This is a genomic window from Actinomadura rugatobispora (genome assembly GCF_042656285.1).
In the GTDB taxonomy this organism is placed as follows: Bacteria; Actinomycetota; Actinomycetes; order Streptosporangiales; family Streptosporangiaceae; genus Spirillospora; species Spirillospora rugatobispora.
The window spans coordinates 1-24,549 of record NZ_JBHSON010000081.1 but is presented as its reverse complement, the minus strand read 5'-3'; the positions used below and the strand labels follow the sequence as shown (position 1 = coordinate 24,549).

Annotated in this window: 20 protein-coding genes; 13 read left to right on the top strand and 7 right to left on the bottom strand. The window is 71.1% G+C overall.

What is annotated here, in order from left to right; genetic code table 11:
* Positions 1–245: 245 nt before the first annotated feature.
* Together ACFPZN_RS41405 and ACFPZN_RS41400 are read right to left on the bottom strand one after the other, a co-directional pair.
* A complete protein-coding gene (locus ACFPZN_RS41405; RefSeq protein ID WP_378288065.1) occupies positions 246–1,286 on the bottom strand; it encodes a methyltransferase domain-containing protein in 1,041 nt (346 codons plus the stop codon).
* A 246-nt stretch (positions 1,287–1,532) separates the two neighbouring features.
* The gene (locus ACFPZN_RS41400) at positions 1,533–1,916 is read right to left on the bottom strand and encodes an ATP-binding protein (protein WP_378288064.1); all 384 of its coding nucleotides are present in this window, start codon (positions 1,914–1,916) and stop codon (positions 1,533–1,535) included.
* Between the two features lie 194 nt (positions 1,917–2,110).
* On the opposite strand from ACFPZN_RS41400, the gene ACFPZN_RS41395 reads away from it, so the two are divergent.
* Complete coding sequence (locus tag ACFPZN_RS41395; protein ID WP_378288063.1) at positions 2,111–2,917, top strand: Scr1 family TA system antitoxin-like transcriptional regulator; 807 nt, start codon at positions 2,111–2,113, stop codon at positions 2,915–2,917.
* Entirely contained in the window at positions 2,914–3,102 is a 189-nt protein-coding gene (locus ACFPZN_RS41390; RefSeq protein ID WP_378288062.1) for a DUF397 domain-containing protein, read from the top strand. Before ACFPZN_RS41395 ends, ACFPZN_RS41390 begins: the two co-directional genes overlap by 4 nt.
* 911 nt (positions 3,103–4,013) lie before the next feature.
* Here the strand turns inward: ACFPZN_RS41390 and ACFPZN_RS41385 are convergent.
* Both ACFPZN_RS41385 and ACFPZN_RS41380 read right to left on the bottom strand, forming a co-directional pair.
* On the bottom strand, positions 4,014–5,216 hold the full coding sequence (locus ACFPZN_RS41385) for a hypothetical protein (RefSeq protein ID WP_378288061.1): 1,203 nt from the start codon (positions 5,214–5,216) through the stop codon (positions 4,014–4,016).
* Positions 5,217–5,268: 52 nt separating this feature from the next.
* Entirely contained in the window at positions 5,269–6,156 is an 888-nt protein-coding gene (locus tag ACFPZN_RS41380; protein ID WP_378288060.1) for a hypothetical protein, read from the bottom strand.
* A gap of 264 nt (positions 6,157–6,420) precedes the next feature.
* Between ACFPZN_RS41380 and ACFPZN_RS41375 the strand changes: the two genes are divergently transcribed.
* The 7 genes from ACFPZN_RS41375 (at position 6,421) to ACFPZN_RS41345 (ending at position 15,680) form a co-directional block, all read left to right on the top strand.
* Positions 6,421–9,606, top strand: coding sequence for a M14 family metallopeptidase (locus tag ACFPZN_RS41375; RefSeq protein WP_378288059.1), 3,186 nt, complete (start codon positions 6,421–6,423; stop codon positions 9,604–9,606).
* A 492-nt stretch (positions 9,607–10,098) separates the two neighbouring features.
* Entirely contained in the window at positions 10,099–10,692 is a 594-nt protein-coding gene (locus ACFPZN_RS41370; protein WP_378288058.1) for a sigma-70 family RNA polymerase sigma factor, read from the top strand.
* A 174-nt stretch (positions 10,693–10,866) separates the two neighbouring features.
* A complete protein-coding gene (locus tag ACFPZN_RS41365; RefSeq protein WP_378288057.1) occupies positions 10,867–11,346 on the top strand; it encodes an SSI family serine proteinase inhibitor in 480 nt (159 codons plus the stop codon).
* A gap of 121 nt (positions 11,347–11,467) precedes the next feature.
* Complete coding sequence (locus tag ACFPZN_RS41360; RefSeq protein ID WP_378288056.1) at positions 11,468–11,893, top strand: CBS domain-containing protein; 426 nt, start codon at positions 11,468–11,470, stop codon at positions 11,891–11,893.
* 179 nt (positions 11,894–12,072) lie between these two features.
* Complete coding sequence (locus ACFPZN_RS41355) at positions 12,073–12,834, top strand: ANTAR domain-containing protein (protein ID WP_378288055.1); 762 nt, start codon at positions 12,073–12,075, stop codon at positions 12,832–12,834.
* Positions 12,835–12,940: 106 nt separating this feature from the next.
* On the top strand, positions 12,941–15,088 hold the full coding sequence (locus ACFPZN_RS41350; RefSeq protein ID WP_378288054.1) for a SpoIIE family protein phosphatase: 2,148 nt from the start codon (positions 12,941–12,943) through the stop codon (positions 15,086–15,088).
* Between the two features lie 79 nt (positions 15,089–15,167).
* Positions 15,168–15,680 (top strand): DUF6328 family protein, encoded by a 513-nt coding sequence (locus tag ACFPZN_RS41345; RefSeq protein ID WP_378288053.1) that lies wholly within the window; start codon positions 15,168–15,170, stop codon positions 15,678–15,680.
* On the opposite strand, the gene proS is transcribed toward ACFPZN_RS41345, so the two are convergent.
* Positions 15,674–17,122, bottom strand: coding sequence for a proline--tRNA ligase (gene proS, locus ACFPZN_RS41340; RefSeq protein ID WP_378288052.1), 1,449 nt, complete (start codon positions 17,120–17,122; stop codon positions 15,674–15,676). The genes ACFPZN_RS41345 and proS overlap by 7 nt on opposite strands.
* Before the next feature lie 40 nt (positions 17,123–17,162).
* On the bottom strand, positions 17,163–19,268 hold the full coding sequence (locus tag ACFPZN_RS41335) for a hypothetical protein (RefSeq protein WP_378288051.1): 2,106 nt from the start codon (positions 19,266–19,268) through the stop codon (positions 17,163–17,165).
* 65 nt (positions 19,269–19,333) lie between these two features.
* Here ACFPZN_RS41335 and ACFPZN_RS41330 point away from each other — a divergent pair, with 65 nt between their 5' ends.
* Entirely contained in the window at positions 19,334–21,031 is a 1,698-nt protein-coding gene (locus ACFPZN_RS41330) for a proline--tRNA ligase (protein WP_378288050.1), read from the top strand.
* A 275-nt stretch (positions 21,032–21,306) separates the two neighbouring features.
* Here the strand turns inward: ACFPZN_RS41330 and ACFPZN_RS41325 are convergent, their stop codons facing one another.
* Complete coding sequence (locus ACFPZN_RS41325) at positions 21,307–21,729, bottom strand: ATP-binding protein (RefSeq protein WP_378288049.1); 423 nt, start codon at positions 21,727–21,729, stop codon at positions 21,307–21,309.
* A gap of 88 nt (positions 21,730–21,817) precedes the next feature.
* Between ACFPZN_RS41325 and ACFPZN_RS41320 the strand changes: the two genes are divergently transcribed.
* The 3 genes from ACFPZN_RS41320 to ACFPZN_RS41310 all read left to right on the top strand — a co-directional run bounded on the left by ACFPZN_RS41320 (position 21,818) and on the right by ACFPZN_RS41310 (position 24,348).
* Entirely contained in the window at positions 21,818–22,666 is an 849-nt protein-coding gene (locus ACFPZN_RS41320) for a helix-turn-helix domain-containing protein (protein WP_378288048.1), read from the top strand.
* Positions 22,663–22,905 (top strand): DUF397 domain-containing protein, encoded by a 243-nt coding sequence (locus tag ACFPZN_RS41315; RefSeq protein WP_378288047.1) that lies wholly within the window; start codon positions 22,663–22,665, stop codon positions 22,903–22,905. The genes ACFPZN_RS41320 and ACFPZN_RS41315 overlap by 4 nt, the downstream gene beginning before the upstream one ends.
* A gap of 285 nt (positions 22,906–23,190) precedes the next feature.
* Positions 23,191–24,348 carry a methyltransferase domain-containing protein gene (locus ACFPZN_RS41310; RefSeq protein WP_378288046.1) on the top strand — a complete coding sequence of 386 codons (1,158 nt, stop codon included), beginning with the start codon at positions 23,191–23,193 and terminating at the stop codon, positions 24,346–24,348.
* The last annotated feature ends 201 nt before the right edge of the window (positions 24,349–24,549 follow it).

The window sequence follows — 24,549 nt, the reverse complement described above, 5'->3', positions numbered from 1 at the left end:
GCCCGCCCCGGCACCGGACTCCCAGAACTCCATGTCGAGGCGGTAACCGGTGGCCTTCAGGATCGGCACGGTCCGCTCCAGCGCGGCGCCGGACCGGATGTCCTCGTGTCCACCCCCATGGTTGACCAAGCGGGACGGCTGACCGCCAGGGCCGCATGCCCGGCCGCCACGGCCTTGTCCATATGCCGGAACTCGAGCCACGGCCATCGCCGGCTCCTGCACGGTGGCCTGGCCCCCATCAGGGTTCAGGTGATCCGGTTCGCCGGCGAGTCGAGCCAGACATGTTGACCTTCTGGGGTCACTGTGAGCCCGAACCGTGTGGGCCCCGGCTTGCCGGAGTCATGCCACCAGGCATAGGCCCGCTCAAGCTCGTCCCAGAGTCGGCGCGGCCCGTGCTGGCGCACACGGTGTTCGTCGTCGCTCGGCGTGCAGGCCGCCCATGAGCCGGTCTCATGGTGCGACAGCCGGAAGGTGTGGCTCCCATCCTCATTCCGAGTCCTGCCGTCGGTAACACCCGGAAGCCGGGCCCCGACCGCGAACCTGGCCTCTGATCCAGCCTCGAACACCTCATGAGGGAACACGCCGGTCGCCCTCTGCAGATAGTCGCCTTTCCCCTCATCATCTCGCCATGGCACATGCCTTGGCCGTTGCTCTCGCAGACGCATGAAGGCAACCGCCCTGGTGAATCGCCCGTCGGCGGTGCCATCAGTGCCCACCGTCAGCGTCAGCAGAACCCCGCCCGAGTAAAGATCGCTGCCCCAGGGCATGAGCACGCGTCCGTGCGCGGCGGTCTGAACCACCCAGGCGTAGGGGACATCGCTTACCGAGGCTGTCACGATCACACGGTCATACGGCGCGTTCTCCGGATATCCGGCAGCGCCGTCTCCAGTGATAACGGTGACCGGAAACCCGGCTGCATTGAGCGCCTGCCGGGCATGGTCGGCAATTCCTGCATCGACCTCGACCGTGGTCACGTTAACCGCGCTCGCGATCTCTGCGAGCATCGCCGCGTTATATCCGGTCCCGGTGCCAATTTCCAGCACGCGCATTCCTGGTTCCACGTCGAGCGCGTTGATCATGTGCCGCATGACGGAGGGGGCACTGCTGGAGCTTGTGGGCTGTACGCCCCTGGTGCCGGCACCGTCGTCCACCTGCGTGACGATCGCTTCATCGCTGTCGCAGAGCCTCCCCCACCTGCCCGGATCGTCCTCCCGGCGCAGCGGGATCATCCAGCCGTCGTCACCCCATACCCACACCGTGTCCGGAATGAACTGCCGCCGATTCATACCTCTCCAGCCCCACCGCACCCCGGGCAGCTCCGGGTTTCCTGACTCCGGCCATCCTTTCCGTCGGCATCGACGACGATCGTGCCCGATCCGTTACACCGCTTGCAGGTCTCCTTCTTGCCGTGCTTTCCCATCGCATCTTTCCTTTCATCTATCCGTGAGCGAATCACGCCCAAGGTAACACCGACTCCGGCTCTCAGTACCTCCGTGACCGTCGGTTCCGATCGACCCGAACCGTCCGTCCCTTCAGTGCTTGAGACGTGCCCACACCCACTTCCCTTCTGGTGGAGTGAACTCGACGCCTCGCTCGTCCGTGAGCGCTATGACGATGGGGAGCCCCAGGCCTCCGATGTCATCGGACTCGTGCCCCTCATCAAGGGCGTGAGCGTCGGGCTGGAGATCCCCCGCCGGAAAGGGACCGATCTGCCTGGGTTTCGGCGCTTCGTTACTTGAGTCCCATACTCCGATCCAGATGGAGCGCTCCTCGAAGACGGCCTTGAAGGTGATCTCTCGTTCGGGAGTCGTCTGACACGCGTTCGTGGCGAGTTCCGAGACGATCAGATGGAGATCGTCGATCAACTCGGTCGGCAGGTGATCCATAAGCCCCAAGAGGCCGAGGCGCTGCTCCATGTGCTGGCGCATGGTGCCCGGAAAGCTCCGGGAAGGAAGACCCGTGCACGTCAGATCGCGATCCGCCGCCGTGCTCCTAACTGCCATCCCCGATCACTCTCCCGGTGTGTGTTCTGTGGTTCGCGACACACATTCACACAGCCGGAGCTAGTTTGGCTCTGTCTCGCGAGAGGATCGAGAGTCATGGAGGGTAGATGAGCAGCAGCGCTGAGTCGATCGATCCGATGGCCGGCCTGTGGTCGCTTCTAGCCTTTCACCTGCGGATACTCCGCAAGCAGCACCGGCTGTCTCAGGCTGCCGTGGGTCGGCTTGTGGGAGCCGACCACAAGACTGTCTCGAATTGGGAGGCAGGAAGGAACCATCCACCGGTCGAAGCTCTCCGGACTCTCGACGACGAATGGAGAACCGGCGGACTACTCGCCGCTCTTCATCACTACGCCAGCACCCTGCAAGCACCCGCCCAGTTCCGAGCGTTCGCCGAGTACGAGTCCATCGCCACCGTGATCCGGATGAACGGTGTCGCCTTCATCCCGGGACTGCTGCAAACGCCCGAATACGCGGAAGCCGTCTTCAGGCTGGCTGGTGAACCCGATGTGGAAGGGCAGGTCGCCCAGCGCCTGGAAAGGCAGACGGTCATCACCAGACAGAACGCCCCCTATGTCTCCGTGCTGCTCTCCGAGGTGGCCCTTTTGCTGGCCCCCTCCCGCATCCGCTTGGGGCAACTTGAGAAACTTGCGGCGGTTGCGAACCTCCCGAACGTGACGCTCCGAGTGGTAGCTGTGGATGTGGGACCACAGGTGGGTCTAGGGGGTGCGTTCCACATCTTCAGTACTTCTGAACGCGAGGTGGGATTTGTCGAGACTCCCGCGCGTGGGAGGCTGGTGACCGAATCGGGCGACCTGCGTAGACTCACGGTCGCGTTTGATCGAACCGGCGGGCGCGCACTCTCGCCCGAGGCCACCCGCGAGAGACTCCAAGAGATGATCGAGGCACAGCAGTGACCCAGTGGAGAAAGTCCAGTCGTAGCGCCGACACCGGTCAGACAGACTGCGTCGAAGTGGCCCGTCTTCCCCTCGCGGTCGGCATCCGGGACAGCAAGGCGCCGGATGCCGGTCACATCGCCCTCAGCCACGTGACCCTCGCAAGCCTGCTGAGCGGCATCAAGGCCGGTACGTTCGACCTCTGATGCTTCATCACGGGCAGCACGCCGCGGCGACCGACGCCCGCGTGCTGTTGGCCTGATAGGAGAGCGACGCCTGGCAGGCTCTCGTGACCTCCCGCGGCCCAGGACGCGCAGCGCCGGGCCCGCGAGTCGGACTATTGCGCTGGGGCGGTCACAGATGAAGGCCGTCGTGCCGCTCGGCGACCGACCGTTTCATCCAAGCGCCTCTCAGGAGCTTGTCTTCTGCGTTGTCGTTCCGGGGCTGGTGGGGGTGTGGAGGGCGGAGCCCCCTGCCTTGTGGTTTGGGGCGGAGCCCCAATATGACTGCCCGAGCGGAGCGAGGAGCGAGATCACCAGTCCCCATGCCCCCGCCCCGGCTTCCCGGAAGGCTTTAGGGCCTGACGAAGTGGAGGGCGGGGTTGTGTCGGTCTCTACTACGTCGCCGACGCCCGGATCTGGCTTCCCGGCAAGGAGGAACCCGCCGCACGTTCGGCCACCGAAGCGATCAACGCCTATGAGGAAGCCCCTCCGGAACAACGCTCGTTCAGCGACGGGGCCGGAGCCCGCGCCGACATGGCGTTGGCGCGGGCCAACAGCGGGGATGTGGAAGGTTCCCTGGATGCCCTGCGGCCGGTCCCTGAACTGCCCAACGACCAGCGCATCGGCGGGTTGTCGCGAGTGCGATGCGTGTGCACGCCGCGCTGGGCGCGCCGCAACGGTCCCCCAGCGCAGTCACACCGCCTTGGGGTGGAGTGCCCTCGACTACGTGGATGGCGTCTCGCGCCTTTCGTCCGGGGTTGGTGGGGGGTGTGGGGGGCGGAGCCCCCGCCTTGGGGTTTGGGGCGGGAGCCCCAATGTGACTGCCCGAGCGGAGCGAGGACCGAGGTCACCAGCCACCATGCCTCCCGGTGGGGCTCCCCCCAACCCCGAAAGGGCTAGGGGCGGACGAAGTGGGGGGTTTGGGGGTTGTCTCGGTCTACGTGGAAGGCCAGTAGGCAGCGGGGGGAACGTGCCACGTCGATCTGCAGGCAGAGGCCCAACCCCAGGCCCGGGTCGATGAGGACGACGCGGCGGAGGGCTCTCAGGGCGCGGCGGGTCTGGGTGCGGGTCTCCGGGTGGAGCGGGTCGTGGAGGGTGGCGGTGACGACGCGTCCCGCGTACCGCCAGAGGGCGGCGGAGTCCAGGACGCGGCGGCCCGCCGTGGCCAGGTCGGCGACGATCACCACGCCGCTGTCGTCCTCCTCGCCGGGCGGGGGCGTCTGGGCGCCCGGGGGCGCGGGCGTTCCCTCGGGGGTGAGGTCGCGGGGGGCCAGCGGGCCGCCTACGGGACGGTGGTAGCGGAGCGGGTCGAGGGTGTCGATGACGAACGCCCCCGCGTACGGCCAGGAGGCCCTGGGACGTGCCTGGGCGCCGGGGTCGGCCGGGCGCGGGCGGAGGGGCAGGCGGGCGCTGAGGTCGAACGCCATGCCCGCGTGGTCGAGCCAGGCGGGGACGCCGAGGCCGGTCGCGCCGACGGCGTCGAGGGTGTCGATGGTGCGCCAGAGCTCGTCGGTCCGGCGGGACAGGGTGGCGGCCATGCCGAGGCCGGGGAACGCACCCTCCAGGACGGCCAGGGTGGCCCGCCAGGTCACGCTGGCGACGAACTCCGCGACGAACGCGTCGACGAGCGTCCTGCGGCGTTCGGGGTCGTTCATGGGGCCGGGGTCGGCGGGGGGCTCGGGGGCCCGCCAGGACGCCGGTACGTCCACCGGCCTGGGGGGCTCCTGCGGGAGCGGGATGTCGGGGACGGTCACCGACGGGGCCGGCGGAGCCGGTGGCGGCGGTGGTTCGGGGGTGGTCAGGTCCTCCGGGCGGGAGGTGCCCTGGACTGGGACCCAGTCGGCCGGGGCCGGGCCGGGCGGGCCCGGTTCGGGGGTCGGTTGCGGGATCGGTTCGGGGGGTGGTGCGGGGGTGGGTTGCGGGACGGGTTCCGGTGTGGGGTTCGATCCGGATGAGGGGTCGTTGTTGTAGCGCAGGCCGGCCACGTGCCTGTCGCCGGGGTGCGGTGGGGGCGGTGGTGTGGTGCGGCGGTCGCCCGGCTCGGGGGCGGCGGTTTCTCCGGGCTCGGGACTGGGGGTGTCACGCGGACCGAATCTCACGGTCCCGATCCTGGTCCCTGACGATGATCCACGGCAAGCCGCCCGCGGCGCGTCAGGCCGGACGGGTGGTGCCGAAGAGGGTGGCGCAGAGGTGTTCGAGGCGGTCGGGGCCGTCGTCGGCGGGCAGCACGGTGAGCAGCGGTTCGCCCTCCTCGTCGGTGTCGAGCCGGAGCCGTACCGGGACCTCGCGGCGCATCTCCTCGTGCTCGCCCTGGGCCGCGGCGACGTCCTGGAGGCCGACCTGGACGATCTCGGGCAGGTCGATGAGGACGGGGTGCTCCCCGGCGGGGAGCCGGTCGAGCCACAGGCCGAGGACGCGGGAGGCCAGGCCGTTGAGGAGGCGGGCCCAGGGCTCGACGAGGTGCGGCGGGACGTTCTCGGTCTGCAGTTCCGGCAGCCCGAATCTGGCCAGGCCCTTGGTGGTGAAGTAGAAGCCGTGCGTGCCGGGGGTGTGCGGCAGCAGGATCCAGTCGACCAGGCGGACGCCGCCGTCCGGGCCGGGCAGTGAGCGCAGGATGCGGTCCTGGTCGAGGACCTGGGGGGTGAACACGTCGATGACCGGGGCGTCGGCGTCGGCCGCCGCGGCGGCGGCGATGGCGCGGGTGACCCATTCGTGCGCGGGCGGCCAGCCGGGCCGGTACGCGGCGTGCACGGCCAGCAGGTGGGTGGCGGCGGCGATGCCTGCGAGGTCGCGGCGGCCGGCGCCGAAGGCGGCGAGGAGGTCGGCGGGCAGCGGCGGGAACTCGGCGGCGGGCCGCAGGTCGAGGGTGAGCAGCGGGCTGTCGAGCATCCGCAGGGCCAGGTCGCGCACCGGCGGGCGGTAGCGGCGGGCGACCCCTTCGCGGGCCAGCTCGCGCGGGTCCGGCGGCGGTGACGTGTACGCGACGGCGTACGTGGCGTACAGCGTGTCCGGTACCGGCAGCGTCAGACTCTCACCCAACTCGTCCCCCCGACGCGGACCCCGGGACGCGGGGTCCTTCGATCCCTGTGTCCTCTCGATCACACCAAAGCCGGACGTTGGAAAACTTCTGTCGCGAAGGCGACAATCCACTGCCAACCGGGGCGGGCCGACGTTCCGGACCGGGTCGAGGAGCACACAAAGCACAAACTGACCGAATGCGGCAAACAGCGCAGAAGGCACATTGACACCTTTCGCCCCCGGGCAGACGATCACGCCGCCACGTAGTGATCCTCGGGAGGCGCGATGGCGCGCAGGCGATTCAGGCACCGAACCCGGCTCAGAACGGCGTCCCTACCGATACTCGCCGCGGCGGCGCTCCTGATCGGGACGTTCGCCGCCGCACCGGCCCAGGCCGAACCGCGCCCCGCCGCGGCGGCCGGCGGGGTGGAGGTCTATACCGGAGACCTGACGGCGGACCAGATCAAGCAGCTGAACGCGGTCGGTGTCGACCAGGGCGAGATCACCTTCGGCAAGGCGGCGCGCGACGGCCGGACCCGCGTCGAGGTCGTCGTCAACGGCGTCCAGGCGGGCGAACTCGCCAAGCGCGGCGTCAAGCTGACCGTGAAGAAGGTCGAAGGGAAGGACACGACGCAGCGGGCGAAGGCGGCCCGCGCGGATCAGAACGTGTTCCGCCCGTACAGCGGGCCGGGCAACATCCGCGAGGAGATCCTGAAGGTCGCCACCGACCACCCGGGGATCGCCACCGCGGTCGACATCGGCACCTCGGTCCAGGGCAAGCCGATCACCGCGATCCGGGTGAGCAAGGACGTGGCCTCGCTGAAGGACGGCCAGCGCCCGGCGGTCGTCTACCAGGCCACCCAGCACGCCCGCGAGTGGATCACGCCGGAGATGGTGCGCCGGCTGCTGCACCACTACGTCGGCGGGTACGGCAAGGACGCCGAGCTCACCAAGATCGTCGACACCACCGACCTGTGGTTCGTCCCGGTGGTCAACGTGGACGGCTACGACCTGACGTTCCAGGACGGCTTCCGGCTGTGGCGCAAGAACGTGCGCGACAACAACGGCGACGGGCAGATCACCGGCCAGGACGGCGTCGACCTGAACCGCAACTTCCCCTACAAGTGGGGCTACGACAACGAGGGCTCCTCGCCGCTGCCCAGCGGTGAGACCTACCGCGGCCCGTCGGCGGGCTCGGAGCCGGAGACCAGGGCGCAGACGGGCCTGTACGCGCGGCTGAAGCCCAAGTACCTGATCAACTGGCATTCGGCGGCGGAGCTGCTGCTGCACGGGGTGGGCTGGCAGGCGCTGACCCGCAGCCCCGACGACCTGATCTACGACGCGGTCGTGGGCGACATCGACGACCCGGCCGTCCCGGGGTACACGCCCCAGCTGGCGGCCCAGCTGTACGTGACCAACGGCGACACCGACGGCGAGGCCGACAACCGCCACGGCGCGCTGTCGATCACGCCGGAGATGGCGACCTGCGCGAGCGCGGCGGCGTCCGACCCGGACGACGAGTGGGAGCCCGGGGACTGCGGCAGCGGGTTCGAGTTCCCCGACGACGAGAAGCTGATCCAGGCGGAGTTCCAGAAGAACCTGAAGTTCGCGGTCTCGGTCGGAAAGTCGGCGCACACGCCCGACACGCCGATCTCGCCGGTGGGCCGGACGGTCCCGGACTTCGAGGTGGACGACTTCGGGACCTCGTTCGGCTCCACGCAGGAGGTCGCGGCGGTCGTCCGGCGGTCGCTGGCCAACAAGGACCTGCGCTACCGGATCAACGGCGGGCCGGTCCGCTCCGACGGCGCCCGCGAGTGGCGGGGCGGCGAGCGGTTCGGCGACGAGAACGACCACTACTTCGCCGAGTACCGCGGCAAGGTCACCGGGCAGAAACCCGGCGACAGGGTGGAGGTCTGGTTCGAGGGGACCAAGAACGGCCAACGGGTCTCCAGCCAGAAGTTCACCTACACCGTCCGGGACGCCGGCAAGGCCGACGTGCTGGTGATCGCCGACGAGGACTACAAGGGGATCAACCCGGCCTACCCGGCCGGGACGAACGCCCCCAGGTACGCCCAGCGGTACGCGGACCTGATCAAGTCGGCCGAGCACAAGCCGCTGGTCTGGGACATCGACAAGGACGGCGTCCCGCACGACCTCGGCGTCCTGAAGCACTTCAAGGGCGTGGTCTGGTACCTGGGCGACAACCGGCTCACCCAGGACGCGGCCGACGAGGTCGTGCGTGTTGCCGCCCCCGGCTCTACCTGGGACAACGTGACCGACTCCCAGGTGGCGGACCGGGCCAAGGACCTGCTGCTGTCGGTGCGGTCGTACCTGAACGAGGGCGGCAAGCTGCTCTACACGGGCGAGACGGCGGGCTACAACGGGCCGCTGAACCGCCTGAACGGCGGCGGGATCTACTACGGCCTCAAGGGGCATCCGGAGCGGCCCTGCGTCGTCACCGGCAGCTTCCGGGACGACTGCGAGCTGCTGTCGGACGACTTCCTGCAGTACTACCTCGGCGGGTACGACCGGGCCCGGGTGGGCGCGCCGACCGAGTTCACCGGGACGGGACGCCCGTTCGACGGTTCCAAGGCCGGTCTGGGCGGCACGCCGTCCAACCAGGTGAACGAGGCCGGCGGGTTCCAGGTGACCTCGACCGTCCTGCCCTCGGGCCAGTTCCCGCAGTTCAGGAGCTGGAAGGCGGGCGACTACCTGGGCGCGGCGGCGCCGTTCGAGCCGGTGGAGGGCCAGTGGTACGTCGCCGGCCCGCACGCCGACTCCCAGTACCGGCGGCTGACCCGGACGATCGACCTGACGTCGGTCACCGCGGCGCAGGCCCCGGCGCTGCAGGCGCAGCTGTCCTACAGCACCGAGACCGGGTACGACCACGTGATCGTGGAGGCGCGCACGGCCGGCGGCGAGGACTGGACGACGCTGCCGGACCGGAACGGGCGGACCTCCGGCAACGTGCCGATCGAGTGTGAGGCGGACTACTTCCTCACCATGCACCCGTTCCTGCGGCACTACCTGACCGGCGGCAACCCGTGCCAGAACAGCGGGACCAGCGGCCAGTGGCACTCGTTCACGGGCAACTCCAACGGCTGGGTGCCGGCGGCGTTCGACCTGTCGGCCTACGCCGGGAAGCGGGTCGAGATCTCGATCGCCTACGTCAGCGACCCGTTCACCGGCGGGTCGGGGCTGTTCGTGGACGACACGCGGGTCACCACGTCCGGCGGCCAGGTGGACGCGGAGGGCTTCGAGTCCGGCCTGGGCCCGTGGGCGATCGCCGGGGCCCCGGCGGGCAGCCCGGGGAACTCGCCGGAGTTCGTCCGCTCGCAGGCGCTGATCGACTCGGTGTCGGCGGTGGCGACCAAGGACACGCTACTCCTGGGGTTCGGCGTGGAGCAGGTGAAGACGAGGGAGGAGCAGGAGGCGCTCATGCGCAGGGCGCTCGATCATCTGCTCGGGTAGCCCGCCCGGAGTGATCGCGAGGGCCCCGGCCGGTCTCCACCGGCCGGGGCCCTCGGCCGTTCCGGCGCGGGATAGAATCTCGCCATACAGGGCGTTAAACCCCACTCCCGCTATTTAGTGGGTAAATGTGATGGACGCCACGCAACCTCCGGACCCCCATCCGGCGTCTTACTGAGCGGGAACGCCACCAACGCGATCAGCGCCCCGATCTCCCGACGCCCGCGACGTCCCGCACCAGGGGTCGCCAGGCAGAGCCGATCGGCGCACCGCCCTCGACACACCCCCCAAAGCGTGGTCGACGAAGACCCCGGCCCGGAATGACGCACCACCCTCGCACCCTGATCCGCGTCATGATCCGGTTCCGAACCCGTCGGGAAAGGTGGAACGTACCCCTGCACGGGGGGCGGCCCGATCCGCCCGGTAGCCGCGCGACCCTCCGGCGCGCGCATCACGACCGGCCCTTCCGGGTCCTGACCTTTACGGGGAGCGACGATGACCGCTGTGACCTCGCCAGTTCGCGACAGCATCCCTGCCGCGGCGGCCACCGACCGTTACGAACGCGACGTGCTGCCGCTCGCCGACCCGCTGTACGCCAGCGCCGTGCGGATGACCCGCAACAGCGCCGACGCCGAGGACCTGGTCCAGGAGACGCTGGCCAAGGCCTACGTGAACTTCCACCAGTTCCAGGAGGGCACCAACCTCAAGGCCTGGCTGCACCGCATCCTCACCAACAACTTCATCAACACCTACCGCAAGCGGCAGCGCGAGCCGCAGCGGGCGGGCTCCGAGGAGCTGGAGGAGTGGCAGATCGCCCAGGCCGCGGCCAACTCCGCGGGCTTCCGCTCCGCCGAGTCCGAGGCGCTGGACCGCATCGCCGACACCCGGGTCGTGGCCGCGCTCCGCTCGCTGCCGCAGGACTTCCGGGACGCCGTCTACCTCGCCGACGTGGAGGGCTACCACTACAAGGAGATCGCCGAGATGATGGGCACCCCCATCGGCACGGTGATGTCCCGCCTGCACCGCGGCCGCAAGCAGCTGCGCGAGCTGCTGGCCGACCACCGGCGCGCCCACATCCTGGCCGCCTGACGCCTCCTACGTCTCCCGCGCCTCCCGCGCCTCCCCTCCCCCACGCGATCCCGCGGTTGCCCCGTGACCGCGGGATCACCCGTTCATAGCCACGATATGTAGTCGCATCGATACATTGAGCGAGGTCGCAGCGCAGGCCGCTGCGCAGAACCGCCCTTCCCTACTGGAGCATCGATGCCGCATCTCGTCGCCACCGCGCTCACCGGCGCCGCCCTCGCGCTGCTGCCGGCCGTCCCGCCCGCGCCGTCGGGGGGCCTGCCCGGCGGGCTGCCCTGGCCGGTCGGTGCCGCCGCCGCCGGCACGGCGGACCCGGCCGCCGCGCCTCCCGCGCCTCCCGCGGCCGTCACCGCGAGCTTCCTGCGGCTCACCCTCACCCACCCCGGGCAGAGCGGCGTCGCGCCGCGCACCGTCACCCTGCTGTGCGAGCCCGCCGGCGGCACCCACCCCGAGGCGGGCCGGGCCTGCGAGGAGCTGGGCCGCTCCCAGGGCGTGATCGGGCGCAACCCGCGCGCCGACACCGCCTGCCTGATGATCTACGCGCCGGTGATCGCCGAGGCCAGTGGGCACTGGCACGGCCGGCCCGTGCGGTTCCGTACCGAGTACGGCAACGACTGCGCGATGACGGCCGCCACGGGGGCGGTCTTCCGGTTCTGAACCGCCCGGCGCCGACCCGCCGCGGTTTTCCCGCCCGGCGGCCGCATACCCTCCCCAACTCCGGGTAGAGCGGACCGGACGGGTTGCCCGGAAGCCGTACCGACGGGGAGGCCACCTCATCATGTCCCGGAGAATCGGCGAGGTCATGACGGCCGGACCTCGGGCCCTGCCGCTCGACGCCACCCTCTACGAGGCCGCGCGCATCATGCGGGACCAGGGCATCGGCGACGTGCTGGTCACCCTCGCGGGACGGCTGTGCGGCGTGATCACCGACCGCGACATCGTGGTCCGCGGGGTCGCCGACAACCGGGACCCGGCGCACACCCCGCTCAGCGACGTGTGCACGGCCGAGCCGATCACCCTCGGGCCCGACGACGACACCGACACCGCGCTGCGGCTGATGCGCGAGGAGGCGGTCCGGCGGCTGCCGGTGGTGGACGACCAGAACCGCCCGCTGGGGATCGTGTCGATCGGCGATCTGGTGATCGCGGACGGGGCCGGCGCGAACGTGCTCTGCGACATCAGCAGGGCCCCGCCGAGCCTCTGAGACTCCCTGGATCTGAGCCTCCCCGAGACCCTCTGGACCCCTCTGGGCGCCGCCTCCGTGGCGGCGCGTGACGGCGGTGACGCGCGGGGCTACCGGGCCCCGCGGGGACGGCCTGTGTGCAGGCAGGTAGATGTCTGGAGACAGTACGAATCCCCGGTTGCGCGCGGTACCGTCGGCTTGTGCCGCCCACCGAGTCCGTGCTCACCGACCAGCTGGCGATGGAGATCGCCCGGCTGGGCGTCGTCGGGGTGTCCTCGGACATCGGCACCCTGCGCCGCGTGACCGAACTGGCGCCGCAGGCCGTGCCGGGCTGCGCCGGCGCCACCAGCATCCGCTGGGCGCTCCCGGACGGCGACGAGCGTCCCGAACCGCTGGCCTCCGCCGCGAGCCACCCCGACCTGGCCGAGATCGTCGACCGTCAGCTGGCCCGCAGGCACGGGCCGGTGTTCGACGTCGTGGGAACCCGCACGCCGGTGAGCTCGGCCGACATCCTGGCCGAGACCCGCTGGCCCGAGGCGATGACCGACATGCTGTGCCGCGGCGTGCGCACGTTCTCGACGACCCCGCACCTCAACGAGCCGGTCCTGGTGACCCTGACCCTCTACGGGGTGTCGCCCCGCGCCCTCGCCACGGGGCAGCACGCCCTGGCGTCGCTGCTGGTGGCGCAGGGCAGCGCGGCGATGTCGAACGTGCTCCAGTACGGCAGCGTGCACCGCACCGCCGTCCAGTTGCAGGAGGCGGTGGAGGCCCGGGCCGTGGTCGACCAGGCCAAGGGCATCCTGATGCACGCGCTGGGCTGTGACGCCGACGAGGCGTTCGCCGAGATGCGGCGCATCTCCCAGACCCGCCATGTGAAGCTGACCGCGCTCGCGCAGCGGATCGTGGGGGACCAAGGACTGCACGGGGCCACCGGCCATGCGACCGACGACGGTGCCGGCTAGGCGCACCAACGGTGAGGACGTAGGCTGCGCTCGGCGGCCGCCGCAGCGCGCTGACCAGCACGGCCCGGTCTCACCGTGCCCCCTCGGACCGTAGGGAGATCTCGCGATGCCCGACCATCTCGAACCCGAGACCATGATGCGCGAGATCAGTGATCTCGAAGGCCGGATCGGCGAGCTCCGGCAGGCCGCCGGGATGCCCGCCCCCGATCTGCGGGCCACCCTCGACGCGGCCCTGGTGGAGCTGGAGCTCGCCCTGTCCGCGCTGCGCACGATCGGCACCGGCCGGCCGGGCGCCGCCGGGCACTCGGCCTCGGCCGAGACCGAGCGGCGGGTGCTGCGCACGGTCTTCCAGGACGCCCCCGTGCCGCTGTTCCTGCTGGACCGCGACACCAGCGTGCGGCGGGTCAACCGGCAGGCGGCCACGCTGCTGGGCACCTCGCCGGGCTACGTCTCGGGCAAGCAGTTCACCGCGTTCTGCGATCTGGCGACCCGGGCGGCGCTGCGCTCGCAGCTGGCCGCGGTGGTCCGCACCGGGCGGCGGCGGCGCGTGGCGGTCCGGTTCATGGGACGGGACCGGCCGATCGACGCGACGGTCACGCTGGCGCGGGTGTGGATCCGCGGCGAGCCCGATCCGATGGTGGTGGCGGTGGCGGGGGCCGCGGGCTCGCCGGTCACCCGGGAGGCCGGTGAGGCGGCGGCGGACGGCACCCGCCGCGAGCCCACCGCCCGGCAGCACGCGGCCCGCGAGCACGCCGTCCAGGAGGCCCCGGCCGCGCCGCCCCCGGACGGGCAGGCCCCGGATGTGCGGGAGCCGGCGCGGCCGCCCTCGGGACGGCTCTCGGCGGTGCCGCGTCCCGCGGCCTCGCACGCCGACGACGACCAGGCCGTGGCCACGATCGTGCACCGCATGGACGTGCTGGCCAACGCCTCCGAGCTGCTGCTGGACGAGCCGGTCTTCAACGAGACGGTGGCGGTGCGCCGCTGCGCCCGGCTGCTGGCCGCGGAGCTGGCGGACTGGGCGATCATCGATCTGGTCGGCGCGAACGGCTCGACGCCCCAGGCGGCCCAGGCGGCGGCGCAGGCCGCCCAGAACGCGCGGTCCTGGCAGGCGTCCGGGCAGGACGATCCGGCCGCCGCCGACCCGGCGGGCGCGCTGAGCCGCCAGGTGGTGATGGGCCCGGAGGACGACCGGTCGGTCGAGGCCACCCAGGCCCTGGAGGAGCTGGCGCCCGATCCCGGCACGCTGCCGTACACGGTCTTCACCACCCGGCAGAGCGCGCTGCGCCCGCACGTGGAGGAGCTGGACCTGCTGGGCGTCGGCGCGGACGGGCAGCCGGTCTGCGGCACGATCGGCGCCACGTCGGTGCTGTGCGTCCCGGTCGAGGACGGCGACCGCTGCCTGGGCACGATCACCCTGGCGGGCAGCGGCGAGCACGGCCCGTTCGACCTGCTGGACCTGGCCGTGGCGCAGCGGCTCGGACGCTACCTGGCGCTGGTGATCAGGGCCGCGCGGCTGTACCGGCGCCGCGCCGAGGTCGCCGACACGCTGCAGGCCAGCCTGCTGCCCAAGCGGCTGCCCGAGATCCCGGGCGTCGACCTCGGCGCCCGCTACATGACGGCCACGCACGGCGCGGAGGTCGGCGGCGACTTCTACGACGCGTTCCGCACCCGGGACGGCTGGGGCCTGGTGCTGGGCGACGTGTGCGGCAAGGGCGAGGACGCGGCGGCGGTGACCGCCACGGCCCGGCACGGCGCGCGGCTGGTGTCGCGGTGGCGGTCGGGCCCCGGCGAGGTGCTGTCGGCGGTGAACGAGGCGCTGATGGAGGAGGACCGCTTCGTCACGGCGATCATGGCGGAGCTGGAGCCGGCGGGCGAACGGGTCCGGATCTCGCTGGGCACCGCCGGGCATCCCCCGGCCGTGGTGGTCCGGGCGGACGGCGTGATCCGCACCGCGTCGCGCGGAGGCGTCCCGCTGGGCCTGTTCGACGACTTCGAGGCCGGGCTCGACTTCCTCGACCTGGGGCCGGGCGACACGCTCTTCCTGCACTCGGACGGCGTCCTGGAGGCGTGCGACCTGGCCCGGCAGGAGTTCGGGCAGGAGCGGCTGCTGGAGACGCTGGCGGGGACGGCGGGGCGGCCCGTCCAGGACATGCTGGACGCGGTGCAGGCGGCGCTGCTGGACTTCTGCGACGGCGACCTGCGCGACGACGTGTCGATGCTGGCGCTGCGGGTGCTGCCCCAGTCCCTCGCCTGATCGGCGCGGGCGCCACCGCATGATCGGCGAAGGGGCGACACGCCGACTAGAACCCTTTTGCAGGGGTATGTCCGGGTTCATGATTCCGACGGACGGCCCGCCCCCCAACCCGCGCAACGAGACCGAGCACGAACGCCTCGACCGGCAGCTGATGGAGCTGCTGCAGGGGTTCCGCGTCGCGGTCACGGGCGTCCAGGTGCTGTTCGCGTTCCTGCTCACGGTCCCGTTCGCGCCCGGCTTCGACGAGGTCGACGACGACGGCCGGTACCTGTTCTACGTCGCGCTGTTCGCCGCCGCGCTGGCCTCGATCTGCTTCATCGCCCCGGTCACCCAGCACCGGATCCTGTTCCGGCTGAACCAGAAGCCGCTGCTGATCCGGCGGGCCAACCGGTTCGGCATCCTGGGCGCGGTCGCGCTGGCGGTGTCGATCACCGCCGCCACCACCCTGATCATCAACACGCTGGTGTCGGACTCGGCCGCGATCGCCGTCGGCGCTGTCGTGGTGGTGCTGTGCGCCTGGGCGTGGTTCGTCCAGCCGCTGCTGACCCGCCGCGCGGCGCGGCGCGCGGCGGGCAACGGCGACGATCAGTAGGACTTGCCGAAGATCACGCGCTTGCCGTAGGCGGACGGCCGCCCGCACTTCACGCAGGCGCCGCTCTCCTCCGGCCCGTCGGCCGGGATGACCCGCGGGGTGGCTGCGGTGTCGGCCTTGATCTCGTCCTCGCACTCGGTGCGGCCGCAGTGGAACACCCGCGCCCAGCCGCCGGCGACCTGCTCGCCGAACGCGGCGAAGTCGTCGACCTCGGCGGTGTGCTCGTCGCGGAACGCCTCGGCCCGTGCCAGCAGGAACGACTGGAAGTCGGCCAGGATGCCGGGCAGCAGCTCGGGCACCTTCTCCAGCGGGATCTGCTCCTTGCCCTGCCCCTCCTCGGTGGGCAGGCGGCGGGCGAGGGTGGCGACGCCGCTCTCCAGGTCGCGCATGCCCAGCTCGATCCGGACCGGGACGCCGCGCATCTCCCACTCGTTGAACTTGAAGCCCGGCGACAGCTGCGGCCGGTTGTCGTCCACATGCACCCGGATGCCCATGGACTTGATCGCCGCGCCCAGCTTGCGGGCCTCGGCGGCGGTGTGCTCGCCCTGCTCCTTGCGCCCGATCGGCACGATCACGACCTGGTACGGCGCCAGCCGCGGCGGCAGCACCAGCCCCTTGTCATCGCCGTGCGTCATGATCACGCCGCCGATCATGCGCGTGCTCAGGCCCCAGGACGTGGTGTGGGCGAGCTGGAGCTTGCCGTCCTCGTCCTGGTACTGGATCTCGAACGCCTTGGCGAAGTTGGTGCCGAGGTAGTGCGAGGTGCCCGACTGCAGGGCGCGGCCGTCCCGCATCATGCCCTCGATGGTGTACGTGCGGACCGCCCCGGCGAACCGCTCGCCCGGCGTCTTCTCCCCCGCCACCACCGGGATCGCGCCCAGCTCGCGCGCCACCGACGTGTAGGCGTCCAGCGCCCACATCGTCTCCCGCATCGCGTCGGCCTCGTCGGCGTGCGCGGTGTGGCCCTCCTGCCAGAGGAACTCGGTGGTGCGCAGGAACATCCGGGGCCGCATCTCCCAGCGCACGACGTTGGCCCACTGGTTGAGCAGCAGCGGCAGGTCGCGGTGCGAGTCGATCCACTTGGCCATGTACTCGCCGATGACCGTCTCGGAGGTGGGCCGCACGACCAGCGGCTCCTCCAACTCCTTGCCGCCCGCGATGGTCACCACGGCGAGCTCGGGCGAGAAGCCCTCCACGTGCTCGGCCTCGCGCTTGAGGTAGGACTCCGGGATGAACAGCGGGAACACGGCGTTGTCGTGCCCGGCGTCCTTGATCCGCCGGTCCAGGTCGGCCTGGAGCAGCTCCCAGACCCGGTAACCGTACGGTCGGATGACCATCGTGCCCCGCACCGGCCCGCGGTCGACGAGCTGCGCCTTGATGACCAGCTCGTTGTACCAGGCGGAGAAATCCTCGCTCTGGGGTGTCACACCTTCTCGACTCACGCTCCGAGGGTACTCACTCCCGGCGGCCTGCCAGGACTCATTACCGCCGCGCACCGCGATCTCGGCCCTCGGCGAGCCTGTCGGCGGTGAACTCGGCGAGGCTGATCTCGTAGACGGTGTACTCGTGGATCTCGCCGTCCTGCTCGTAGGTCCCGACGCCGTCCCCGAAGCGCCGCCGTACCGCCGCCAGCGCCGCCTCGACCTCGTCCGCGGTGGCGAGCGCCTCCGGCGGCATCCCCGAGAGCACGTCGAGCAGCAGGCCGAAGCCCTCGCCGCCGTCGCAGTCCTCGCAGTCCTCGCAGTCCTCGTCGACGTGGTCGTGGACGTCGCACGGGGTCTCGGGAAGCTCGGCGCGGCGCCGGATCTCCGCCGCGACGAGGTCCGCGGTCTCCGGCAGCCCGATCGACTGCAAGGCGATCTTCGCGTTGTGGCGGGTGTCCCGGTAAATCTCCCAGTCCTCCAGGATCGCGAACAGGATCGGGGTCGCGGGCGCCGCCGCCGGGCCGATCCACTGGAGCGCCGACATGAGCCGGTACTTGGTCGTCTCATCCCGCATCCACCTCCCGCCCTCCTGGTCGGCAGGAAGCGGGAACGCCCGCAGCGCGTCGCACAGCGCCGGGACGGCGGCGGCGCCCCGTTCGGCCAGGGCCGCGGAGGTCAGCACGCCGAGGAAGTTCCCGATGCCCGGCAGGCTCGCGATCAGCTCGTCCGTCGTCGGCGCGGCCTCGCCGGTGAAGTGCCCCAGCAGCCTTCCGGCCGTTCCGGCGGCGATGCCGTCCGCGCGGTCGAACATCCGGTAGAGCGCGGTGGTGGTGGCGTCCCGGTCGATCTCCGCCAGCGCGATCACGGCCGCCTCCCGGACCTCCGGATCGTCGGCCCGGACGACCAGGGTCTCCAGCGCCTCGACCACCTCCGCGCGCGGGAACGCGGCGTCGAGCGCACCGGGTTCCCCGAGGGTGCGGGCGGCGCGCACGGCCGCGGGGCCGTCCGCCCAGTGCGCGCGGACGTCCTCAAGAAGGATCTCGACGTCCAGTTCCGCGTCCGGGCGGGACGGCCGGCCGACCCGATCGGGCATGAACCCGCCACCGCGGGACCGGGCAAGGATGTGCACCTGGCCGCCCGCCCCGCCCACCAGCCACCGCCGCCCGTCCGGCGTTCCGGCGGCGGCCGTGAGCGCCCACGGATCCTCGTGGCCGTGGGGCACCGCCGGACGGTCCGCGGGCGCGGGCGAGAAACGGGCGAGCGGTCTGGGCTCGTGCATGCGCCACAGCGCCGCCGTCCCGTCCTGTGACGCCGACAGCACCAGCCCGACGCGAGGGGCGAGGGCGAGCGCCCGCACCCGGCCCTCGTGCGCCCGGACGCGCCCCAGACGGTGGCCGGTTCGGGCGTCCCACCAGGTCAGGAAGCCGTCCCGGCCACCGAGGACGACCAGCGGCGCGTCCGGAAACGCCGCGATCGCCGTGGGCCGCTCGTCCGGGGCAATCGCGGCGACGGTCTCGCCCGAGGCGGCGTCCAGCACGGCCACGCCCTCCCGGCGCGGCGACACCACGAGGCGTCCCGTGTCGCAGGCGCACATAGGCCACTGGCGGGCCGGCTCCTCCCACTTGCGGGCCCAGACGAGCGCGGGATCCGACCACCGGTCCGCGGGAGGCATGCGCCAGGCGGCGACCTTGCCGTCGGCATGGCCGGTGACGATGAGGTCCGAGGCGGCCAGGGCCAGCGCGTCGAGCGTGCCGGACCAGTGGAACCGGCCGTGCCACGAGCCGTCCAGCGCCCACCACCGCAGGTCGCCGCGGTCGGCGACCATGGCCGACCGTCCGCCGTGCCCGAGGATCAGCGCCCCCGCGTGGTTCCCCTCGCCCACCTGCCGCCATTCCAGGCGGCGGTCGGCCAGCGTCCAGCGAGAGGCGCCGCACCCTGAGGTGACCAGCTCCGTCTCACCGGTGAAAACGACACCCGTGACCGGGAGATCGCCGACACCGCCCACCGAGGCCCGCAGCACGCCGTAACGCAGGTCCCAGAACCGGACCTCACCGGAGCGCGAGCCCGTCGCCCCCAGGTCGCCGCCGGGTGAGATCGCCACGGCCGTCACGCGGTCGCCGTGGTCGCCGTCCGGTGCGCGATAAAGATCATCATGAGCGGGCATCACCGTGTGATAACACTGTGCCGCACGTCCTGTCGCCGCATTTTCGCCCCGAAGGGAGCACGCCGATGCGCTGGTCGCGGGCCCACATCCCGACCCTCCGCGACGACCCCGCGGAGGCGGAGGCGCCAAGCCACCGCCTGCTGCTGCGGGCCGGGTACGTCCGGCAGCTCACCGCGGGCCACTACTCGCTGCTGCCGCTGGCGGTCCGCGTCCGCACGAAGATCATCGACATCGTGCGGGACGAGATGGACCGCATCGGCGCGCAGGAGATGCTGCTCCCCGCCCTGCACCCGGCCGAGCCGTGGCGGCGCTCGGGACGCTGGGAGCTGATGGGCCAGGAGATGTTCCGGCTCCGCGACCGCCGGGACGCCGACCTCGCGCTCGGCATGACGCACGAGGAGATCTTCGCGACGGTCGCGCGGGAGCTGAGCTCCTACCGGCAGCTGCCGCAGCAGTGGTACCAGTTCCAGACCAAGTTCCGGGACGAGCCGCGCCCCAAGGGCGGCCTGCTGCGCACCCGCGAGTTCACCATGAAGGACGCCTACAGCTTCGACCTCGACCAGGCCGGGCTGGACGCCTCGTTCGACGCCTACCACGGCGCGTACACGAGGATCTTCGAGCGGCTCGGCCTGCCGGTGCTCGCGGTGGAGGCGTCCAGCGGCACCATGGGCGGCGCAGGTTCGACCGAGTTCATGTGCCCGGCCGAGGCCGGCGAGGACCTGGTCGTGCACAGCCCGGAGTGCGGCTACGCGGCCAACGTCGAACGCGCGACCTCCCAGCTACCCCCGGCCGACGACGGTCCTGGCGAGCCCGCGCCCGAGCCGTTCGACACGCCCGGCGTCCGCACGATCGAGGACCTCGCCCGCGACCACGCCGCCCCGGCCGACCGCCAGATCAAAACGCTCGTCTACCTGCTCGACGAGCGGCTCACCCTCGTCCTGCTGCGCGGCGACCATCCCCTGAACGAGCAGAAGCTGGTGGACGCGACCGGCGCCGCCGAGCTCCGTCCCGCCGAGGCCGCGGAGATCCGCGCGGCGCTGGGCGCGCTGCCCGGCAGCCTGGGCGCGGTCGGCGTCCGGGACCTGCCGGTGATCGCCGACGAGGCGCTGCGCGGCCGCCGCGCCATGTTCACCGGAGCCAACCGCGACGACGTCCACCTGCGCGGCGTGGACGTCGAGCGCGACATCGAGGTCGGCACCTGGGCCGACCTGCGCGAGGTGCGCAAGGGCGAGCCGTGCCCCCGCTGCGGCGAGCCGCTCCGGATCACCCGCACGATCGAGGTCGGGCACATCTTCAAGCTGGGCGACCGCTACGCCCGCGCGCTGGGCGCCGAGGTCCTGGACCCGGGCGGAAAGCGGGTCCCGATCACCATGGGCAGCTACGGCATCGGCGTCGAACGCGCGTTGGCGGCGATCGTGGAGGTGCACCACGACGACCGGGGGATCGTCTGGCCCACCGCGGTCGCCCCGTACCAGGTGGCGGTGGTCGTGGCCCAGTCCAACGACGAGCCCACCGCCCAGGCCGGCGAGACCCTCTACCGGGACCTGCTGACCGCCGGCATCGAGACGATCATCGACGACCGTCCCGAACGCGCCGGGGTGAAGTTCCGCGACGCCGAGCTGACCGGCATCCCCTACCGCCTCACCGTCGGCAAGCGCGGTCTGTCCGAAGGCACAGTCGAGGTCACCCGCCGCGCCACCGGCGAAACCGAGAAGATCCCCATCCCCGAAGCCGTCCCCCACCTGCAAGCCCTCCTCGCCTAACCCGCCGTCTACGGAGCCCGGTGCCGCCCTTGGCGGTGGCCGACGTGGCCAGCACGGCCACAGCGCACGTAAGGAGCGTCCACACCAGAATCGCGACACCGCCGCCCGCGCTCATGAAGGCCACCAGCAACGAAGGCGACTCGATACCCCATCTGGTCTGCTTGGCGGTGGGCTGCCCGCGTATCCGACACAGGCCCCGCCGGAGAGACGCGGCAGGGCCGACCGCCGGTTTGCGGGGCCGCACGAGCACGTTGGACGGCACACCCGCCACACGGCTAGATCTCGAACCACGAGAGTAGTCGCCCGTCGGCATCGACACTGTGCCCCGAACTCTTCGCCAACGCCTCCACGAGGAGAACACCCCTGCCATTGGCGCGCAGCTCATCCTCGGCACACCGCGTCGGCGTGGTCTTCCCTCCGTCGTCCAGAACCTCGACCCGCAGCACGTGACCACTCGTACTCAAGGTCAACGTGACCACTCCGCCATGACGCGAGTCGGAGTGGACGACGCTGTTGGTCACCGTTTCCGAGCTGAGCAGGACTGCGTCGTCCACCCGCTCGGCCTCGACGGGACAGTACGTTCCGATGATGTCGGCGACGAACCGCCGGAACACCCCCACGCTCGCCGTCTCCCCAGGCAGTGTGACCGCGCCCAGGACTCTCCCCTCCGCCGTTGCGGCATCGCATCGCTTGCTCAAATCTCACCCTCCTGTGATCGTTCGGTGGCACACTGTGACCGTCAGAACATAGTCCTCAACCTGTTACCTAACAAGGTGGTTGCTAATAATGAGCGCTTCGCTCGTGCTGCGACGCCGCCTCGCGGCCGAACTCCGCGCCCTCCGGCTCGCCCATCAGCTGTCGCAGGACGAGGTCGCCCGGGAGCTCGACGTCTCCTCGAACAAGATCGTCCGGATTGAGAACGCCCAGAGCTCGGTCAGCACGAGCGACCTCAAGCAGCTGCTCTCGCTGTTCCAGGTGGACGCCGACACTCGGGACCGGCTGCTCGACCTGGGGCGGGACGCCCGCAAACGGGGCGGCTGGTGGTCCGCCTACCACGACCTGCTGCCCGGCCCATACGTCCAACTGGAAGCCGCGGCAGCCGAGATCCGCAACTACCAGCCGACCTTGCTACCCGGACTGCTCCAGACGCCCGAGTACATGCGGTCCCTGATGCACAGCACCGGCTCCGCGCTCGCCGTCGAGGAGGCGGAACGCCGCATTACCGCGCGACTCCAGCGTCAGGCGCGGCTCACCTCGGCCGACCCGCTCGTCCTGCACGCCCTCATCGATGAGGCCGCCCTGCGGCGCACAGCGGGGCAGCCACAGATCGCCGGAGATCAGTTTCGGCATCTCATTGAGATGGCGGCCCTGGACAATGTCCACCTGCGCGTGGTCCCGTACACGGCGGGCCTGTACCCCTCGGCCGGCCATCCGTTCGTGATCCTCGGCTTCCCAGAGCCCGTCGACCCCGACGTGGTCCTGGTAGAGAACCGGGCTGGAGAGCGCTACTTCGACAACGCTCAGGAAGTGGGCGGGTTCCACGCCGACTTCAAGCACATCGCCGAGAGCTCCTTGTCGGAAAAGGCGACCCTTGTACTGCTTCGCAGGACATTGTCCGAGACGATGGGGCGGTGACCTATGACATCAGCAGAGCCGTGTGGCGCAAGAGCAGCCGGTCCGACACCGCCGCGAACCAGTGCGTGGAAGTGGCCCGGCTGGGCTGCGTCATCGCGGTCCGCGACTCGAAAGCCCCCGACCCGCCGCACCTGGTCCTGACGGCAGAAGCCTGGGCGGGCCTGGTCGGACGGATACGCGGGCGCGGCGCACAAGGACGCGAGGGCTCGGCGCCCGACCCACAGGAATCCACCATGTGACTCTCACGTGGGCGATCCGCCCGGACGAGGCGCACTGCCACTGAGCCTGGCCTGAACCGCTACGCCTCCCCGAGTGCCATCGGCCAGTAAGTGCGTGCCATCTTTCCAGCCATTTCCATGCAGGACGCCTTTTCGTAGTGTTCACGTTGGTGTTCAGCAGAGAGGATCAAGGAAATGGGAAAGCACGATGACAACAAGGAGAAGGACGGCCAGTGGGACAAGCCGATCCCTCCGGCGGAGAAGGACAACCCCAAGGACGGCGGCAAGCACGAGAAGGGCAAGTAGGTGGCCGAGACCACGAGTCGACCGGCCGAGCTGGCCGCGAGGCTGATCGACTCGGGCGCGCTCGGTGTGGATTGGCGGGCGGCGTTCGAAGCGGTACCCCGGCACCGATTCATCCCCGACACTGTCTGGACCGAGGACGGTGAGCGCCTGGTCCCCGTCCACCGGGCCGACGACGAGGCCGCGTGGCTGGAGTTGTGTTACGCCGACGACGCGGTGATCACACAGGTGGACGACGGCGTCCCCGCCGAGCCGGGCCAGGTCGGGCACGAGATCACCAGTTCGGCCAGTCGCCCGGATGTGGTGGCGTTGATGCTGTCGGCCCTGGAGGTCGAGCCGGGCATGAGCGTATTGGAGATCGGGACCGGGACCGGATGGAATGCGGCGCTGCTGGCCGAGCGGCTCGGAGCCGACCAGGTGACGTCGGTGGAGGTGGACCCGCTGGTGGCCGACCATGCCCGTCGCGTGCTCCGGGAGGCGGGCTACCAGGTCACGGTCGCGGCCGAGGACGGCGCGTTGGGCTACGAACCCGGTGCGCCGTTCGATCGGGTGATCGCGACTGTGGCCGTTGACCGGGTGCCTCAGGTGTGGGCGGCGCAGACACGGCCGGGCGGTCGGGTGCTGGTGCCGTGGACGACCGATCTCCACAACGGGGCGCTGGTGGCGTTCACCGTGGGCCGCGAGGATGCGGGCGCGGTCATGCGGGGCCGGATCGTGGGGAACGTGCAGTTCATGCGGCTGCGTGCCCAGCGCGGCAAGCGCGCGTCGCTGGCCCGTGACGTCCGGCGGACCGGACAGGCCCGCCGATCGGTGACCGACCTGCACCCTTCCCACGCACTGGGTGAGTACGATGCGTCGCTGGCGGCCGGGTTGCGGGTGCCGCACTGCAAGCTGATCGTCTCCCACGACGGCGATGGCGGGTACACGGTGTGGCTGGTGGATCCGTGGTCGGGTTCGTGGGCGAGCCTGGAGCACGAGCCGGGTGCGGAGTCGTTCCCGGTCCAGCAGTCGGGCGCCCGGGATCTGTGGGCGGAGGTGGAGGCCGCCTACCACTGGTGGGACGGGCTCGGCCGTCCGTCCGCTGATCGGTGGGGCCTGACCGTGGCCCCGGAGGGTCAGTTCGTCTGGCTCGACGTCGAGGAACACCCCATTGACCGGTAACGGGCCGCCGTCGTCGCCAGGCGCACTGAGCGTCCCACCACCGTTCGGCTCTCACGTGGGTGATCTGCCCGGACGGGGCTAACCTCGGGCTTTCACCGGGCGATGGGCCGGGAGTGACCGTTTAGATAAGAAAAGTGCCTCTGTGCTGGGAGGATAGGGCTTGTCGAAGGTCCTGTCCGTACCAGTCCAGAAGGCACTTTT